The sequence below is a fragment of the Paracoccus pantotrophus genome (assembly GCF_008824185.1).
Lineage (GTDB): Bacteria > Pseudomonadota > Alphaproteobacteria > Rhodobacterales > Rhodobacteraceae > Paracoccus > Paracoccus pantotrophus.
Genome location: NZ_CP044423.1, coordinates 773,100 through 788,365, shown reverse-complemented (window position 1 = coordinate 788,365; position 15,266 = coordinate 773,100). Strand labels below are relative to the sequence as shown.

Annotated in this window: 20 protein-coding genes; 5 read left to right on the top strand and 15 right to left on the bottom strand. The window is 64.9% G+C overall.

The window, feature by feature from the left end; translation table 11 throughout:
- Positions 1–51 precede the first annotated feature (51 nt).
- The 15 genes from ESD82_RS03750 to ESD82_RS22550 form a co-directional block, all read right to left on the bottom strand.
- Entirely contained in the window at positions 52–1,269 is a 1,218-nt protein-coding gene (locus ESD82_RS03750) for a phage major capsid protein (RefSeq protein WP_147428954.1), read from the bottom strand.
- 1 nt (position 1,270) lies between these two features.
- Complete coding sequence (locus ESD82_RS03745; protein WP_147428955.1) at positions 1,271–2,143, bottom strand: head maturation protease, ClpP-related; 873 nt, start codon at positions 2,141–2,143, stop codon at positions 1,271–1,273.
- A gap of 2 nt (positions 2,144–2,145) precedes the next feature.
- On the bottom strand, positions 2,146–3,387 hold the full coding sequence (locus tag ESD82_RS03740) for a phage portal protein (RefSeq protein ID WP_147428956.1): 1,242 nt from the start codon (positions 3,385–3,387) through the stop codon (positions 2,146–2,148).
- A 1-nt stretch (position 3,388) separates the two neighbouring features.
- On the bottom strand, positions 3,389–5,095 hold the full coding sequence (locus ESD82_RS03735) for a terminase large subunit domain-containing protein (protein ID WP_147428957.1): 1,707 nt from the start codon (positions 5,093–5,095) through the stop codon (positions 3,389–3,391).
- Positions 5,082–5,573, bottom strand: coding sequence for a hypothetical protein (locus tag ESD82_RS03730; protein ID WP_147428958.1), 492 nt, complete (start codon positions 5,571–5,573; stop codon positions 5,082–5,084). Before ESD82_RS03730 ends, ESD82_RS03735 begins: the two co-directional genes overlap by 14 nt.
- Before the next feature lie 113 nt (positions 5,574–5,686).
- Entirely contained in the window at positions 5,687–6,085 is a 399-nt protein-coding gene (locus ESD82_RS03725) for an HNH endonuclease (RefSeq protein WP_244314446.1), read from the bottom strand.
- Positions 6,086–6,224: 139 nt separating this feature from the next.
- On the bottom strand, positions 6,225–6,983 hold the full coding sequence (locus ESD82_RS03720) for a hypothetical protein (protein ID WP_147428959.1): 759 nt from the start codon (positions 6,981–6,983) through the stop codon (positions 6,225–6,227).
- Positions 6,984–7,441: 458 nt separating this feature from the next.
- Positions 7,442–9,283 carry a DNA primase family protein gene (locus ESD82_RS03715; RefSeq protein WP_147428960.1) on the bottom strand — a complete coding sequence of 614 codons (1,842 nt, stop codon included), beginning with the start codon at positions 9,281–9,283 and terminating at the stop codon, positions 7,442–7,444.
- Complete coding sequence (locus ESD82_RS03710) at positions 9,276–10,418, bottom strand: DUF7146 domain-containing protein (RefSeq protein WP_147428961.1); 1,143 nt, start codon at positions 10,416–10,418, stop codon at positions 9,276–9,278. Before ESD82_RS03710 ends, ESD82_RS03715 begins: the two co-directional genes overlap by 8 nt.
- Complete coding sequence (locus tag ESD82_RS03705; RefSeq protein WP_147428962.1) at positions 10,408–10,611, bottom strand: hypothetical protein; 204 nt, start codon at positions 10,609–10,611, stop codon at positions 10,408–10,410. The genes ESD82_RS03710 and ESD82_RS03705 overlap by 11 nt, the downstream gene beginning before the upstream one ends.
- A 1-nt stretch (position 10,612) precedes the next feature.
- Positions 10,613–11,239 carry a hypothetical protein gene (locus tag ESD82_RS03700; RefSeq protein ID WP_147428963.1) on the bottom strand — a complete coding sequence of 209 codons (627 nt, stop codon included), beginning with the start codon at positions 11,237–11,239 and terminating at the stop codon, positions 10,613–10,615.
- Complete coding sequence (locus ESD82_RS03695; RefSeq protein WP_167521692.1) at positions 11,236–11,550, bottom strand: hypothetical protein; 315 nt, start codon at positions 11,548–11,550, stop codon at positions 11,236–11,238. The genes ESD82_RS03700 and ESD82_RS03695 overlap by 4 nt, the downstream gene beginning before the upstream one ends.
- Positions 11,543–11,875 carry a hypothetical protein gene (locus ESD82_RS03690; RefSeq protein WP_147428964.1) on the bottom strand — a complete coding sequence of 111 codons (333 nt, stop codon included), beginning with the start codon at positions 11,873–11,875 and terminating at the stop codon, positions 11,543–11,545. The genes ESD82_RS03695 and ESD82_RS03690 overlap by 8 nt, the downstream gene beginning before the upstream one ends.
- Before the next feature lie 265 nt (positions 11,876–12,140).
- Entirely contained in the window at positions 12,141–12,416 is a 276-nt protein-coding gene (locus ESD82_RS03685) for a hypothetical protein (protein WP_116222056.1), read from the bottom strand.
- A gap of 31 nt (positions 12,417–12,447) precedes the next feature.
- A complete protein-coding gene (locus tag ESD82_RS22550) occupies positions 12,448–12,729 on the bottom strand; it encodes a helix-turn-helix domain-containing protein (protein WP_407672802.1) in 282 nt (93 codons plus the stop codon).
- 99 nt (positions 12,730–12,828) lie between these two features.
- On the opposite strand from ESD82_RS22550, the gene ESD82_RS03675 reads away from it, so the two are divergent.
- The 5 genes from ESD82_RS03675 (at position 12,829) to ESD82_RS03655 (ending at position 15,263) form a co-directional block, all read left to right on the top strand.
- Positions 12,829–13,140 carry a helix-turn-helix domain-containing protein gene (locus ESD82_RS03675; protein ID WP_147428966.1) on the top strand — a complete coding sequence of 104 codons (312 nt, stop codon included), beginning with the start codon at positions 12,829–12,831 and terminating at the stop codon, positions 13,138–13,140.
- 76 nt (positions 13,141–13,216) lie between these two features.
- Positions 13,217–13,564, top strand: coding sequence for a hypothetical protein (locus ESD82_RS03670; RefSeq protein WP_147428967.1), 348 nt, complete (start codon positions 13,217–13,219; stop codon positions 13,562–13,564).
- The gene (locus tag ESD82_RS03665) at positions 13,564–13,824 is read left to right on the top strand and encodes a hypothetical protein (RefSeq protein ID WP_147428968.1); all 261 of its coding nucleotides are present in this window, start codon (positions 13,564–13,566) and stop codon (positions 13,822–13,824) included. Before ESD82_RS03670 ends, ESD82_RS03665 begins: the two co-directional genes overlap by 1 nt.
- Positions 13,821–14,018, top strand: coding sequence for a hypothetical protein (locus ESD82_RS03660; RefSeq protein WP_147428969.1), 198 nt, complete (start codon positions 13,821–13,823; stop codon positions 14,016–14,018). The genes ESD82_RS03665 and ESD82_RS03660 overlap by 4 nt, the downstream gene beginning before the upstream one ends.
- Positions 14,019–14,147: 129 nt before the next feature.
- On the top strand, positions 14,148–15,263 hold the full coding sequence (locus ESD82_RS03655; protein ID WP_147428970.1) for a DNA polymerase III subunit beta: 1,116 nt from the start codon (positions 14,148–14,150) through the stop codon (positions 15,261–15,263).
- The last annotated feature ends 3 nt before the right edge of the window (positions 15,264–15,266 follow it).

Below are 15,266 nucleotides of genomic sequence, written 5' to 3'. Positions count from 1 at the left end.
TCGTGAAGGGAATTGCGGCGGGCGCAGACGATGCCGCGCCCGCAACCATGATCAGCCGCCCGGGGCGGTGTAGTAGCAGAGCGCCAGCGGGCGCTTGACCACCACGACGCCGCGCTTCTCACCGCGCACGGTCAGCATGTTCTTGTCGAAGTTGTCGCGGTTCTCCGACGACAGCAGGATCTCGATGTCCTGGCGCTGGTAGTAGGTGGCGGCCAGCTTGAAGGCCCCGGTCAGGAAATCACCTTCCGGCATGTCCTCGGTATCGACCACCCGACGACCCCAGAGGCGCGGCGTCGGCGTCTCCATGAAGGGGTTGCCGAAGATGTAGCGCCCGGTCGTGTCCTTGAGCATCTCGGCCGCGGCCCAGTCCCAGATATTCAGGACATGTGCATCGACGACATAGCCCGCCGCCGACACCTGCAGCATGGCAAGGCGCAACCGGTCGAGGATCGTCGCGCCAGAGGGCTCGCGGGCGCTCTGGCCATAGGCCGTGGCATTGGTGATCAGGCCCGAGAAGTTCTCTCCGGTGCCGTCGCCCGCCAGGATCTGCGCGTTCTCGACCTTGTTGACCTCATAGGTCAGCGTGGTGTCGATATCGGTCCGCAGCGCCGGGATGTCGTCCAGCATGTGCTTGTGGATTTCCATCCGGCCGGCGATAGTCTTCACCTCGGCCGATTCCGAGGTCCAAGTCTTGTCGATCAGCGGCTTCACCGTGGTGCCGTCATCCGGCACGATGCCGGCGGCGCCCGTGCGCGAGACCTCGCGGAAATACTTGATCAGCGGCTGGCCCGTCTCGCCCACCGTGATCAGGTCTTTCACCACCAACTTCTTGTCGGGCTCGGCGATGATCTCGGGCTCGCGGCGTTCGGGCAGCAGCTCGCCGGCAGAGCCAGGCAGCGAGGTGATGGCGTTGAAGAAGCCCAGCGACACGTCGCCGTTCACGCCGCCCTTGGCCGCGGCCTTGATCTTCTCCTCGGCCTCGGCAACCACCAGCTGGCCCAGCGATTTCGCGCCACCGGCACCGCTGCGGCGGCCGCTGGCGAAGCGCTGTGCGAGATCACGGGCGGAAGCCTCCATGTCGTCGAGGCGGGTTTTCAGATCGCCCTGCTCGGCAAGTGCCTTATCGACATTCGCCTTGGTCTCTTCGGTCAGGACGCCAAGGCGCTTCGCCTCGTCCAGAGCATTCTGGGCGCTGCGATTGATCTTGTCGGTGACCTTGTCGAATTCGGCTTTGAACTCGCCGAACGCCTGTTCCATGTCAAAGGCCATGTCAGTTCTCCATCTTGGCCGTTAGCGATTTGGCCCACCCGGTCAGGTTGGCCATGGTCTCGACAGCGCGCGGCATGTCGTCGTCAGCAGCGCTCGGCTTGCTGGTAAGAGCCTTGAAAAACGCGCGACGCTCGGACCTGGGCATGCCACCCAACGCCATAGCCGCTTCGGCGCGGCGATTGCGATGCAGGCCCTGAACTTGCGCCTTTGCCCCACTCGAGGACGTGATATGATCCGCTTCGAGCAGGTCGTCGGCAAATCCCTGCTCGACAGCCGCTCGCCCCGACACCCAGAACTCTTTATCCATCCTCGTGCCGATTTCCGCGGGATCGATGCCAGTGCGAACAGAATACAGGTCCGCCAGAACCTCGTCGAAGGCCGCCAGCTGACCGGCAACGGTCATCAGGTCGTTCCGATCACCTACAGCCCACACCCAGGTGTTGTGGATCATCAGGAAGCCGGCCCGGGCGATTTCAACGCGGTCCCCGGCCATGGCGATCACCGAGGCGGCAGAGGCGGCAAGACCGACGATGCGCACCGTCACATCCGCCTTGTGCCCGCGCAGCATGTTGTAGATCGCCAGCCCCTCGAACACATCGCCGCCCGGGCTGTTGATGTTGACCACCACCTCGCGCTCGCCGGCAGCGCGCAGCAGCGCCCCCACCTTGCGCCCGGTCACGCCGTAGCCGTCCCAGGTGTCGCCGATCACATCCATAACGTCGATGGTGAAGGGGCCGCTATCATCGCCCACAGCCTCGGCGCGGGCGCGCAGCTCGGGCTGCCATTTCTCGAACGCCTTGGGCGGGGCGCATTCGGCGCGCACGTCATCGGGCCGCACACCGAAATGCGCGACCGGCATATGGTTCTTGGCCATCGTCACTTCCCCTTGAGAATCATGTCCATGGGCTTCATGGCGCCCTGCATCCACAGCAGATCGGCCGCGCCGCCCTCGCGCTCGATGTTGAGCTTGTCGCGCGCCTCGTCGGGCTTCATGACGCCCATCGTCACCATCGCGCGGATGAAGTCCGCCTTCGCCTTGCTGTCCATCTGGAGCATGGCCTCGCGGTTGAACTCGGCGTAGGTGTCGCGCTGCTCGCGCAGCGGGATCAGCTGCTTGCGAATCCGCTGCTCGACCTTCTTCAGCACCGGGTTGATGCCGAGCTGCATCCAGGACAGGAAGATTGCCTCGACCCCGGTCCCCCACATGGTCTGCCCCTCGGCCGAATGACCGATGACGATGGGCGGCACCCCGAACCAGCGGCAAACCTCCTCGATCGAGAACCGCCGCGTCTCCAGCATCTGGGCATCGTCCGGGTTCAGCGTCAGTTGCTCGAACTCCATCCCCGCCTCGAGGATCATCAGCTTGCCGGCTTTGGTCGATCCGGCGTATTCGCTCATCATCGCTTGCAATTGCGGGCGCTGTTCGGGCGAGATGCGCTGGTTGGTCTTCAGCACGCCCGAAGCCTGCATGCCCGAGCCGAACATCTTGGCCGAGGCCTCGTCGGCGGCCATGGCGGCGCCGAGCGACTGGGTGCCCCAGCGGATCGGCGACATGCCCTCGTCGCCGCCGAAGCCCCAGCCCCGCAGATGGAACATGTCTTCGCGGCCGATGACGCGCGGGCGCGACGTGCCGGGCTCGCGCACCTCGTAGAACAACTCGCCGCTCACCTTGTTGCGGAACGGCCGGACATGGGTGGCGGGCAGCGGCACCAGCGAGGATGGCCGGCCGTTGACCCGGTCGATCTCGGCATAGGCGTTGCCGGTGGCCAGCATCCAGGAGAACATGCCCTCCCAGAACTCGACCGGCGTCTGGTCGGCATTCGGCGACAGGCTGATCAGGTCGGCCAGCGCCCCGTCCTGCCGCTGCCGTCCGCCAGCGGTCTTGCGATAAAGGTCCAGCGGCAAGGACGCCATGGCCTGGGCGCTGCGCACGATGCAGGCCCATACTGCCGAGATGGTCAGCGCTGCCGACAGCGTCACCACCTTGCCCGAGGCATTGCTGGCGACGTAATAGCCGAGGTCGCCGCCTTGCAGGGTGAGACGCTGTTCCTTGGTCAGATCGGACAGCGCCGCCATCGGCCTGCCGAAGCGATCGACGATGCCCCGTGGCAGGTCCATCTCAGATCACCATGATCGGGTTGGCCAGGAAGTCGCCGATCGGTGGCGCGGCCTGCGGGTTGTTGAACATCAGCATCGCCGCATCGAACGCCGCCATCAGGGGATCGATCTTGGCAGCGCCGGAGGCCTGCTTCGTCACCATGTAGTTGCTCCCCTTGAGTTCCTGTTTGGCGTTGCCGACCGCCCAATTCATGATCGGCTGGTCGGCGTGAAGCATGCGCCGCGACTCCAGCTTCAGCGGCACCGTCGAAATCGCGGTCTGGAGCTTCCAGCCCTGCTGCACCGCCTGCACCAGGGGCGAGACCATGCCCATCTCCTCAAGCGCATCGAGCAGAAGCGCGATCCCTGCCGCGTCGAGGCCGATGCCGCCGGCCTCGGGCAGCCGCCCGGCCAACCGCACCCGGTCGCAGATCTCGGCAGCCTCGGCGGCCTGCAACTCGGGCGAGGACACGACGCGCAGGTCGCCGTCTTCCTCAAACCCGCGCAACGCGTCGGCGATCTGCGGCCTGGACTTGAACACCGTCTCGCGCGCCCAGGCGCGAACCCATAGAAGCCAGACCTTGTCCCGCGCCCGCCTGCCCAGCACAGCGAGCGCCGCGAGGTCGTCGGCGCCGCCCCAGTCCACGCCGATGGTGCAGACCTCGCTTTCGTCCAGCAGCCGGTCGAGGGTGATCCAACCCGCTGCGGCCGGTTCCCAATGCACCGCGCCAGACCAGGCATCGCCGCCGAGGCCAACGCCGATCTCGATGTTGAGATGCTGGCTGGCCCAGATCTGCTCGGCCTCCTTCGAGACCTTGCCATTGTTCTCGTAATCGTCCTCGAGTGCCTGTTCGTCGATCGACAGACCGAGATTCGGCAAGACCAGATGCCAGTTGTCCCGGTCGCGCCAGTATTTCTCGTTGCGCTGGAGTTCCTCGGGGAACTCATAGAGCACCGGCAGCATGATCGGCGATGATCCGGCCTGACCGTCGCGGATGGCCCGCGCCTTCTTCAGCTCCGACTTCCAGATCCCCGTCGGCATCTCGTCCGACTGGGTGGTGATCATCAAGACCTTGCCGCGCACCTTGGTGATGCCGCCGCCGCGGATCTGCTGCATCACCTTCGCCGCCTTGGCCTTCTTGCCCAGCTCGTGCAGTTCGTCGATGATCGTCAGCACCGGGATTTCCCCGGTGACGATCGAGGTATCGAAGGTCTTCACCTCCAGCTTCGAGCCGGTCTTGCGCCGCGTCACCGTCTTCAGGTGCTCCTGGACCTTGAAGATCAGCTTCAGCTTGTCGTCCAGGTTGATCATCCCCTGCGCCTGGTCGAAGCAACGCTCTGAAATGTTCTGGCTCGGCCCCACCAGCAGCATCTGCCGGTTCGGCGCCTCCTCCATGTAGAGCGCCGTCAGGCCGAGCGCCGCCACATAGGTGGATTTCGAGTTCTTCTTCGGGACCATGCAGAGCAGTTCCCAGACCAGCTCGCGATGGGTCTCCGGATCCTCGCTGGCGAAGAACACCACCAGGATGGTCTTGAACCAGTCACCACAGGCCTCCGACATCGGCGGATTGCCTGGCACGTCCGGCAGTCGCAATCGGTTGAAGAACGCCAGCACCCGTGCCGCCTTCGCTTCGTTGACCGGCACATCGCCGATCGGTACCTCGCCGGCCTGAAGCTTTTCCCACCAATCCGGGCAAGCGAAGCGCGGCAGCGCCTCAATGGCGGACATTGCCCCCGCCACCCTTGGTCTCCAGGTCCAGCTCTTTCATCAGCGCGGCGTCGGCATCGAGCGCCAGCACCTCGTCGAGCACCTTCTTGCCCAGCTTTTCCTTGGACTCGGGCTGATCCTTAGGTCGCGACGCATAGGCGCGTTCCGCCTCCATCTGGTCGAACCGATCCAACAGCCGATCCACCTGGCGCATGGCGCCGACATTGCCGGCCTGGGCAGCGGCCAGAGCCAGCTCCAGCCGGCGCGCGTCGAGCATGTCGCGCGCCACCGGGCGAATCTTCAGCTCCTGAAAAAAATTCCGCCGAAAAGTCGGCAGCGACATGCGCAGCACGGCCGCGATCCGTTCATTGGACCAGCCGACCGCAAGCAACATCTTGACTTTATTGCGATCTTCCGGCGTCGCCACCTTGCGGGGACGGCCGGGCTTGCCGGACCCCGCTTCAACGGGGTTTCCGAACAGGTCGAAAACCTCTTCCATCAGAAAAAAATCTCCAGATGAGGGGGGCGCGGGTCCGGGCCGGATTGGCCCCCTGACTTTCGACCCACCCCCTCCCTTGGGGGTCCGAGGGGCCGATCTGCCCGATTTCGAGGTCAGATCGCGACGTCGCGGCCGGCCGCCCGTTCCTCGCGCTGCTTGTCCCGGTTGTGGCAGGTCGCGCAAAGGCATTGCAGGTTGCCGGGATCGAAGAACAGTTCACGGTCCCCGCGATGCGGGCGAACATGGTCGGCCACCAGGTCTCGGCTCTCACCAATGAGACCGCATCGGGTGCAGGTGAACAGCGCGGAGACCAGACAGTCCCAGCGGAGCCGCTGCCATTCGGCCGTCTTGTACCACTTGCGCCACGGCACCATCTGGTCGCGGCGCTTGAGCCGATCAGCCCCGGCGCCGATAGACGAGACCCGCGACGACAACGAGCCGACGCGCGGCGCCAGCTGCTTGAGCCTGCCCATGATCGCCTCGCTGATATGACGGGCCAGCCACCCTGCCACTGCAGCTGGCCCTTCTGGTCGCGCATGTCGGCAGGCGCGCTCGGGTATCCCGGAAATGACAACGCCCGCTCGGGACATGATCCCTGCGGGCGCAATTCGTGATACTATGCAATTCTGTCTCACAGAGTGACGTAAGCGGTCAAGAAGTTTTTTGCCCCCGATACCCGATCATGCGGTCCAGCGCCCCGCTCAGCGCCTCCGTGATAGCCTTGTAGGACCGAGCATTCTTCTTCCACCCATGGGAAGCTAGGACATCCCCCAGCGCGCAGCCCTTGATGCAAACCATGTCCACCAGCACGCGATCCATGATCGGGCCTCGCTGCATCTCGCCCCGATCTGTCGGCCTGATACGGCGAACAGCCATGGCCGCGCGCGATCCGATGCGGCGACGCAGGATTGCCAGTTCTTCTGCAATGTCGATATGCCGATCCATCCAGCCCATGCTGTCTCCGCCCGCCCGCGATGCATCGAGCCGCGAAACCTTGGTGCCATCGGCCGCCGCCAGTTCGACCAGCATCGCATAGTGCCGGCCCATGGCGATCTGGCCATGGGTCAGCGGGCAAGGCCGCTTTCGCCGCAGCGCCGAGGCGATCATGCGGTCGAAGACATCGGCCGCGCGGACGCTGGCCCTGTGGCCGTAGCCCGTGGCCGCCGCCGCCCACTTGTCCAGACCGTGCTTATCAACCCCGTTCGGCACCATGGTGAATTGCGGCTCTACGACGAACGGGCCGCGCGCCGGCGCCGCGATGGTATCCGGGCCGCATTGATCGGGGATCGCGCTGGCGTCCCGGATGGCGGCGAGCCGGGCGGCTTCCTCGGCCCGCCAAGCTTCGCGCGCCTCCTGCGCAGCCTGCACAAGCAACCTTCCCGCCGCGATCCTCTCTGCTTTATTCATCATCTTGTGCATTCCTTCTGGCGATCAGCTATATCTTGTTTTCTTCGGGTCGGAGTTGGGCTTGACGGGCTTGAAATGTGCGGGTTTGGGCTTGAAAAATGGGCTATTTTGCCTTGCTTCGTTCGTTTGTTTTCAAAGGGTTAACCTTGTTTTTTGGGCCTGACGGGCTTGAAGGGCTTGAAAATCTAACCTTTACGCATGAGGCATTTCCCCCTTACCCCGCTGTTTCTCGCGCATGCGTGCATGTCGATTTTTCAGGCCCGTCAGGCCCGTCAGGCCCAAAAATCGGGATTAAGCCGTTGATATTGCGCAAACGGCACCCCCTGACCCCCGAAGGATTTCAGGCCCACCGCCGCCGCCCGTCAGGCCCGTCAGGCCCAACAGCGATGCGATGGCACAAAGACGCGTGACGGGCCCGCAGGCCCGCCAGGTCGATTGAAGGTGAAGAATGGGGTGCGGGGTCATCGTGGCGAACCTCCCCAGGACGATTGGGACGACGACGCCTCGGCCGAGCGCTTGCGGGAAAGGAACGTGTCATCGAGCCGAATGCCGCGATAGCCTGTGACACCCGATTTCCCCGGCGCGAAGGTCTTGTTCGTTTCGGGATGCCGCCATGTTCCGGACTTGGCCTTGAGCTTGTTCGACACCGTGCGATTGCCCCAGCGCGTCTCGCCCCGCTCTTCGATCCAGAAGTTGAAGGCCTCGATCAGTTCCCGGGCGGTCATGAAGTCGCCCTCGAACCCGGTCACCACGGTGGCATCGCCGAGGAAGGTGCCGATCGGATCGCTTTCGGCCCGGTAGCCCTCGGTCGCGCTGGTGACATCGTCCGGCTCCTGAAGGCCGCCGTCGAGAAAGTCGATCAGCCCCTGGATGAGCCAGTTGAGGATACCTGACCTCTCCTGCCAGAGGATTTCGTCCAGTTCCTCCTTCGGGATGCGCTTCTTTTCCGGGATCTGGACCGGGAAGTTCACCAGCATGACCCTACGCCAGATACCGTCGTCACCGCCCCGGATTTCGGGCAGGTGGTTGCCGGAAATGGTCAGCTTGAAGATCGGCCGGAAGATGATGAAGTCGCTGTAGAGCGCACGGATCATCATCGGCTCGCCGCCGGTCAGGGCCTTGACCAGGCCCTCTTGCAGGCGCTCTCCATCCTCCGGCTCCGACGTTCGCACGAAGCGGGCGGCGATCAGGGGCATCAGGTCCGGCTGCGAATCTGAGCCGGATTTCTTGTTCTTGCCGGTCAGCGATTCGATACGGGCAGAGGCCGAGTAATCGCCGAACATCCTCGCCATCAGGTCGACCAGAACGGATTTGCCGTTGGCGCCGCCGCCGTGGAAGAATGCGAGCTTCTGTATGGCCAGCCCGGTCATGGAGAGCCCGAACCATCGCTGCAGGAACCGGCGCATCTCGATATTCGGCTGTATCTGCTCAAGAAAGTTGTCGAAACGCGGGCATTTGGCGTCCGGATCATAGATCACCGGCATGATCTTCGTCAGCAACTGCGCCCGGTCGTGCGGGACCAGTTCGACGCTGGACATGCCGGTCATGCCTGCTTCCGGATCGTTGGGGATGCGGGTGAAGCGCAGGACGCCGGACAGGGTGTTCACGTCGAGTGCGCCCTGATCCATATCATCGACTGCGCGGGCCAGCATGACCCGAGCTTCGGCGATCATGTTCGACATCCGGCTGGAGTTGCCGGCGTCCTTCGCCCAGGTCAGCCGCCGGCCGATCAGTGATCGGTGGGACTTCAAAGCCGCCTCCAGGCCACGCATCCTGCCTGCGATCGCCGCCAGCTCCTTCATCAGCGCTTCGTCGGCCGCATAACCGGGTGTGTGCTCGATCTCGCGCCGGCGGACCTTGAGGTCTCCCTCCTCCTCCAGCAGCTTCCGGTCCCGGTCGGATGGCTGGAGCCAATCGATTTCCTGAAGAATGAGCGAGGACACCTTCTGCGCCCGCGCCCGGATCAGCGGCGACACATCGCGGCTGATCTCATCGTCTTTCCGCCAGCGGGTTTCGTCCCAAACGAACCAGCCGACCTGAGAAACAAACAGGATATCGTCGCCGAAGTGGATGACGAAGCGGCGGCCATTGCCGAAGTCGTTCAGCGGCTCGCGCGAGGCGCGGGAAACCGGATCTTCGGGCTCACCTTCGCCGCCGCCTTCATCTGGAGGGGGTGGCGGGGGAGCATAGTCATCCGGGTAGCCGTCATCATGGCCGTCAGGCTTCATCCCCTCGGGCAGATCGACCTCTTCGGCATTGCTCATCACGGCCCGGACCTGCCCGAGCGCGTCATCATCACTCATCTCGCTGTCCCATCAGAATGTCGTTGAGATCGCGGCCGTCGCCCGCATGGACGATGTAGCCCCGCAGGCCGGGCCGCTTGATCTTGGCGCGCCGGATCCCTGCAAGGAGCTTGGCGCGCGTCAGTTTCGGATCGCTGTCTCCGTCCTGGACGAAGATCAGCGTCTTGACCCAGACCGGCGGCAGCCAGGCCTCGGAATCGTCCATGTCGGGCAGGCCGGCATATTTCAGGCCGGGGCCGCGCTGCATGCGCCCGGCCATGTTGCCCAGATCGACGCCGCACCAATAGGCGCAGCGCCGGGGCATGGCCTCCGCGATCAAGGCGGAAAGGGTCGTCTCGACCCCCTCGGCCATGATCATGGTGTCGCAGTCCTGCGGCGTCAGGAACCGGATGACGGCGCCCTTCTTCGAGCCCAGGACCTTCTTGCTGGGCAGCGTCTCGCCCGACTTGCGCGGATCGGGCAGCACCAGCTTGCCCTTGGGCTGATCCAGGTCGAGCCAGGTGCGATGCACTGCGGTGACCCGGTTGCCGGCATCGACAACCGCCGCGACCATGGCCGGCCCGACATGCACGGTCTGCCATTCCTGCGCCTTGCCCTCGACCGGGATCATGTAACGCGCCGCAGGATCGAAGCGCAGAACCTGCGGCAGATCGGGATAGAGCCCGGGAACGATGCCGCGCAGGGTCAGGTAGTCGCGCACCAGAGTGCCCTCGGCCAGGCCGGCGGCGAACCAGATATCCCGCGCGGCCCGGATCGAGTTCTCGCGCGCCCGCCGGGCGATATCGGCCTGCTTGCGCCGATTCTCTTCGGCCTTGCGCCGCCGCTCGGCGCGCTCGGCATCGGACAGGCCTTGAGCCGGCCCGCAGAGCCATTCCAGCGCGGCGCGGAAATCCAGCCCCAGCACATGCTGCACCAGCGCGATCTGGTCGCCCCGGGCGTGCGGCCCGCACTCCTTCCGGCAGGTGAACACCCCGTCCTTCAGGTTGACGCCGAAGCGATCCCGGCCACCGCATTGCGGGCACGGCCCGACCAGTTCGCCGCCGGTGCGGACCAAGCCGGACAGCTCTAGCCGCGCCACCACATCGGCGATGGGCATGGCCTTGGCTTCGTCGAGGCGGTGATCGTCACGCGTCATCCGAGCCCCCATTCGGAACCGCCTTCGGGATGCGCCGATATTTCGGCCGGGCCAGCACGTTGCGGGCCAGTCTTTTCAGATCGTCATGGGTCGATGGCGGCGTCAGCGCCAGAAGATCGGCGAGGAAGTCCCCGACGGCCTCACGAGCGCCGGCCCGATACGCATTGCCGTGCCGATCCCGGTGCGTTCTCATGTCACACCTTCCCGGCGCGCGGACCCACTGCCGCACATACCGCATCCAGGCGCTTGGTCAGTGCCGATATCCGGCCGAGCATCTCGCTGCGAATGCCTTCGAGGCCATCGGACAGCGCGCCTTCGATCGCCGCGACCTCGTTCCGGATCGCGTCCATTTCCTCGTTTCCGCCGGCCGGCCCGAACAGCTCCTCCCGTTTTTCAGCCACCCAGCCCGCACGGATGCCGTTTCCGAGTTCGGTGGCGAGGGTCGCATCCGTCTGGCCGCCGCGATACCGCTGCGCGGAGACATCATAAGCCTCCTCCAGCGCCATGATGATCAGACGCTTCTGCTCGCGCGACGCTTCCGGCGGCTCGCAGGCCTCGACGCTTGCTTTGGTCACGGTCACCTCCTGACCCTCCTGTTGTGCAAAGGCGCGGCGGTGAGCGGCGCAGGTGGGGCAATGCAGCTTCCCCTTCCGAACGTCCCAGCCTTGCCGGGTGAGCTTCTTGTGGATCTGGCCGGCATGCGGTTCGGAAACTCCGTTCGACCTCGTTTGATAGTCGCAGGTCACCACGTCCTCTCGCCCGCACTCGTCGCAGATGACGCGCGCCCGGTTCGTGCCCTTTCCCTGGATGGCCCTGATCATTTCGCACCCCGCGCCCGGTCCCAGGCCTCGGCCAGCCGGCGGCGATCCCAGTCGTTCATGACCTTCCACGCCCGGTCATGCAGGCTGCCGTAGCATCCCGGCACCGAGACGCGGCAGGACAGGAACTGATCGGCCGTCTGGGTCAGCCCCAGCAGGCGCGGGTTCTCGCGCGTCACGCCCGGCATCAGGTCGCGCATGATGCCGACGACCATGTCGAGACCGGACCGATCCGTGATCGGCGGCCGGGACAGCACGCCCAGGGCATGGATCATCGCCTGGTCGGCGAGCGAGAGGCGCAGCGGATCAGCCATGGATATCGGCCCTCCCAGCATCATCGGGCCAGGTCGTGCGCTCGACCACCCGGATCAGCCGATCACCGGCGGCCGCCAGATCGGGAACATGGCGGCGCAACTCGGGCAGCCCCGCCACGAAGGCGAGCATCTCACGCGACAGCTCATGATCCTGGCCGAATACCGACGTGATCCGGTCCACCGTCGCGTGGACGTCGTTCATGTTCACCGCGCCGATGCGGGCCGAATAGGCCACCGACAGCATCGACAACCGGGCCCGGATCGCCGCAATCGACATCAGCCGCGCCGCGGTGTTGCTTTTCAGATCTCGGGGATGGGCATGCATGGTCAAATCCTCTTGGCGCGTTGATCGGCGGGGCGACCCTAGGGAGGAGGATTGGCCGCCCCGCCTGACACGCCCTGACCCGCTGCCTCGATCCGGCGTGTGTTTTTGCCCTGCCGCCTCGGGGCGGCTCTCGGCCGGGCCAGCCGCAGGTTCCACGATCCCGGTCAATCCCGCCCGAGGCGGCCGGAATCGTGACGGGTGGACCAGGTGCTGCGCCCCGGCTTACTCCCCCGCCCCGGGCAACCTGAAAGCCCGAAACCCATCATCACCCCCACATGATCTCGGCGTAGCGGGGCAGCGTCTGCATGGCGAAATCCACGGCATCGCCGCAGGGACGATGCGTGCCCTCGCGCCAGTTGCAGCCGGTCTGCTTGGTCACGCCGAAATGCTGGCCGCAGGCCTCGGCGGTGGCGAAGCTGACGATCATCAGCATCGACCAGCGCCGCAGGAAATCGTCGGTATCGCGCTGCGCGTGGACATGCGCACGGCGCCGGGCAGCAGCCGAGCGGCCGCGACCGCCGACCGGGGGCGTGAAGGACATTTGCCGCGAAGGCAGGACAGATCGGGGACGATCAGGGATTTTGCAGATCAGGGACATGAGGATGCTCTTGGGGTTGTGCCGCCGTGGCGGCGGGTTGAGGGAGTTGCGCGTCCCATGTGTCTGCAGGGTCAGGATCAACCCAGGACGAGACGGGAACAGCGCCGTTAGTGACTCGCTCGATCCTCTGTGCGAGCTTCAGGCTCGGCGTCACGAGCCCGCGCATCAGCTTGGACACGGTTCCTTGCCGCACCCCGATGCGCGAGGCGAATTGTGCCTGCGTTTCCTCAGAAGCTCTCAGATGATGTTCGAGCATAGTCATGGCGCATGATATGACTGTCGGGAATATTCCCGTCAAGCATTATATTCCTGTCGCGCGTTTGCACCTTTCCGCGAAACAAAAGATCATCGCGCCATGAACCTGGAACGCTTGCGCCGTGATCGCGACCTAAACCAAGATGAGCTGGCCGAAATGGCCGGCGTTAAGCAGTCGACAATCTCCAAGATCGAAGGTGGCTTCGACGGGGTTACGCTGCGGGTGCTGAAGCAAATCGCTGCCGCACTTGAAGTGGAGGTCTCGGACCTCTTTGCCGATGATCGAACTCGCGCAGAGGCAGCACTTATTCGCGCGTTTCGAACTCTCTCTCCCGAACGTCAGCAGGGATGGCTGGATCTTGCAGAGGCCCTAGCTCACGACGGCGATACAGGGTCGAAACAAGAGCAATAAGCTGGTCGGCCGACATAGCGCTCAACAGTGCAGCGAACCTTTCCTCGTTGCTCATACCTGCCTCCAAGAACATTAGGTGAACAAATACTGCCCCGCTGCTCACTATGCGTGCAAGCGGGGACCCGGCAATAATTTGCCCATTCTGGAAAAATTCCTAGCAAGAATTTTTAGGATTGACAGGAATATTCCTGACAGTCATTTTCAAGCCATCCACAACCCTTGGATGGAGCGCCTGATGCAACTCCCCTCCCTCACGTTGACCCCCTGCGCGGTCTCTGCGGCGCGCGCCATCATCTCCAATGCCGATCTGGCGGCCGACGCGCCCGAGAGCCTGCGACGCCTCGCCTACATGGTCGCCGCCAGCGCTCATGGCGTGATGCAGCGCCAGCGCCATCGGCCGGCGAACACGCGGAAGGATGCGTGATGGCCGCCCTTGCCAACACCGACTTCCAGCTCCGGGACTTCGCCCGCCGGGTGCCCGCCGAGCGAGACCAGCGCGCCTGTGCCGCCTGCTGGTTCGTCCGCATCCTGTTCATCGCCGGCATCGTTTTCTGGCTGATCCTCGCCGGCTTCGCGATCTGGTCCTACCTGCCCGCGGCCGGCACCGTGCTGGACTACCTGTCTCCGACGGCGGTCCAGGCGCGGGACGCCGGCTGGGCCGCGCTTTCGGAGGGGGCGAGATGAGCCATCCCGTGGAACTCATGTCGCGCGACTTTGCGGGCGGCATGCCAGAGATGATGGCGAATTACCTGCGCGCGCTCGCCCTGCACAAGCGCGTCCTGGCCGAGGTTCCGGCCATCGGCAATATGCCCTTGGCCTTTGAAATCAGAGACCTTCTGGACGCCGCCGAGCGGCATCCGGGCAACAAAAAACTCTAGTTCTCCCAAGTTCCCTGCCCGCCGGTCGCTCGCCTGTCCTGCCGGGCATCACTGGCCCCCGGCTTCTGCTCGGGCCGGGGGCTCTTTTCTGCAATACGGCCGGTTCGGCCAAAGTTCTTGAGGCCACCCATGACCCTGATGGAGCCCATCAAGCCCGCCGCCACGGCCGGGATCACCTGCACCGTCGCGGCTCTGCGCCGCGCGGTGATCGCCGCCGCCTCGATTGTCCAGCGGCGCAACACCATCCCGGTCCTCAGCTGCCTGCGGATCACCCCGCGCGACGGCCTGCTGGAGATCGAGGCCACCGACCTCGACAGTTGGCTGACGGTCGACTGCGATGCCACCTGCGCGGCGGCCGATCCGTTCCTGCTGGACGCTTTCGTGCTGCGCGCCCTGCTGGTCGGCGCCGAGACGAGTGACAGCATCAGCATCGACCGGGCCGCCGATATCGTGACCATGCGGATCGGCCCGACCACGATCCGGCTGCGGCTGCTGATCGATGCGGCCGACTGGCCGGCCGAGCCCGGCACCGACGGCATGATCTGGTCCGACGTGCCCGAAACCGCGCTGGCCAAGATGATCGACAGCGTCCGCTGGGCGATTTCGACCGAAGAGACGCGCTATTACCTGAACGGCATCTACATGCACGGCCGCGACAGGCGGTTGGCGGGGGCCGCGACGGATGGCCATCGGCTGGCCCTGTATCAGACCGATGCCGACTGGCCTCTGCCCGATCTGATCTTCCCGCGCCACTCGGTCGCGGCACTGCGCAGCCTTCTGACCGCCGGCGGCAACCGGCACATTCGCGTCGGCGGATCGACCAAGCCGGCCATGCGGCTTGTCGGCAGCGGCTGGACGCTGTTCGCCAAATGCATCGACGGCACCTATCCCGATTACACGCGGGTGATCCCGGTTCGCAGCGCAATGCGCGGGCATGCCGTCATCAACCGCGCGCTGCTGCGGCGCTTTCCGAACCCCAACGTGTTCCGCCACGTCCGCGATGGCATCAAGTTTGACCTGGAGAATCGCATAGCCAGCCTGTCGTCCGTCTCCTTCGGACCGGAAGTCGAGGCCAGGATTGAGGCCGACGGCGATTTCAGCATCGGCTTCAACCAGAGCTATGTTCGCGAGGCGGTGCAGAACTTTGGCACCGTGCGCATCGAAGCCAGCACCTCGCGCGACGCCGCCCTTCTTCTGACCGAGGATCCCGACCTGACCGTCGTCCTCATGCCGTTGAGGATGTGAGGC

What these genes read in the sequence shown, in the direction of transcription:
- ESD82_RS03750 (WP_147428954.1), bottom strand. Translation starts at nt 1,269, where the DNA reads ATGGCCTTTGACATGGAACAGGCGTTCGGCGAGTTCAAAGCCGAATTC.
- ESD82_RS03745 (WP_147428955.1), bottom strand. Translation starts at nt 2,143, where the DNA reads ATGGCCAAGAACCATATGCCGGTCGCGCATTTCGGTGTGCGGCCCGAT.
- ESD82_RS03740 (WP_147428956.1), bottom strand. Translation starts at nt 3,387, where the DNA reads ATGGACCTGCCACGGGGCATCGTCGATCGCTTCGGCAGGCCGATGGCG.
- ESD82_RS03735 (WP_147428957.1), bottom strand. Translation starts at nt 5,095, where the DNA reads ATGTCCGCCATTGAGGCGCTGCCGCGCTTCGCTTGCCCGGATTGGTGG.
- ESD82_RS03730 (WP_147428958.1), bottom strand. Translation starts at nt 5,573, where the DNA reads ATGGAAGAGGTTTTCGACCTGTTCGGAAACCCCGTTGAAGCGGGGTCC.
- ESD82_RS03720 (WP_147428959.1), bottom strand. Translation starts at nt 6,983, where the DNA reads ATGATGAATAAAGCAGAGAGGATCGCGGCGGGAAGGTTGCTTGTGCAG.
- ESD82_RS03715 (WP_147428960.1), bottom strand. Translation starts at nt 9,283, where the DNA reads ATGAGTGATGATGACGCGCTCGGGCAGGTCCGGGCCGTGATGAGCAAT.
- ESD82_RS03710 (WP_147428961.1), bottom strand. Translation starts at nt 10,418, where the DNA reads ATGACGCGTGACGATCACCGCCTCGACGAAGCCAAGGCCATGCCCATC.
- ESD82_RS03705 (WP_147428962.1), bottom strand. Translation starts at nt 10,611, where the DNA reads ATGAGAACGCACCGGGATCGGCACGGCAATGCGTATCGGGCCGGCGCT.
- ESD82_RS03700 (WP_147428963.1), bottom strand. Translation starts at nt 11,239, where the DNA reads ATGATCAGGGCCATCCAGGGAAAGGGCACGAACCGGGCGCGCGTCATC.
- ESD82_RS03695 (WP_167521692.1), bottom strand. Translation starts at nt 11,550, where the DNA reads ATGGCTGATCCGCTGCGCCTCTCGCTCGCCGACCAGGCGATGATCCAT.
- ESD82_RS03690 (WP_147428964.1), bottom strand. Translation starts at nt 11,875, where the DNA reads ATGCATGCCCATCCCCGAGATCTGAAAAGCAACACCGCGGCGCGGCTG.
- ESD82_RS03685 (WP_116222056.1), bottom strand. Translation starts at nt 12,416, where the DNA reads ATGTCCTTCACGCCCCCGGTCGGCGGTCGCGGCCGCTCGGCTGCTGCC.
- ESD82_RS22550 (WP_407672802.1), bottom strand. Translation starts at nt 12,729, where the DNA reads ATGCTCGAACATCATCTGAGAGCTTCTGAGGAAACGCAGGCACAATTC.
- ESD82_RS03675 (WP_147428966.1), top strand. Translation starts at nt 12,829, where the DNA reads ATGAACCTGGAACGCTTGCGCCGTGATCGCGACCTAAACCAAGATGAG.
- ESD82_RS03665 (WP_147428968.1), top strand. Translation starts at nt 13,564, where the DNA reads ATGGCCGCCCTTGCCAACACCGACTTCCAGCTCCGGGACTTCGCCCGC.
- ESD82_RS03660 (WP_147428969.1), top strand. Translation starts at nt 13,821, where the DNA reads ATGAGCCATCCCGTGGAACTCATGTCGCGCGACTTTGCGGGCGGCATG.
- ESD82_RS03655 (WP_147428970.1), top strand. Translation starts at nt 14,148, where the DNA reads ATGACCCTGATGGAGCCCATCAAGCCCGCCGCCACGGCCGGGATCACC.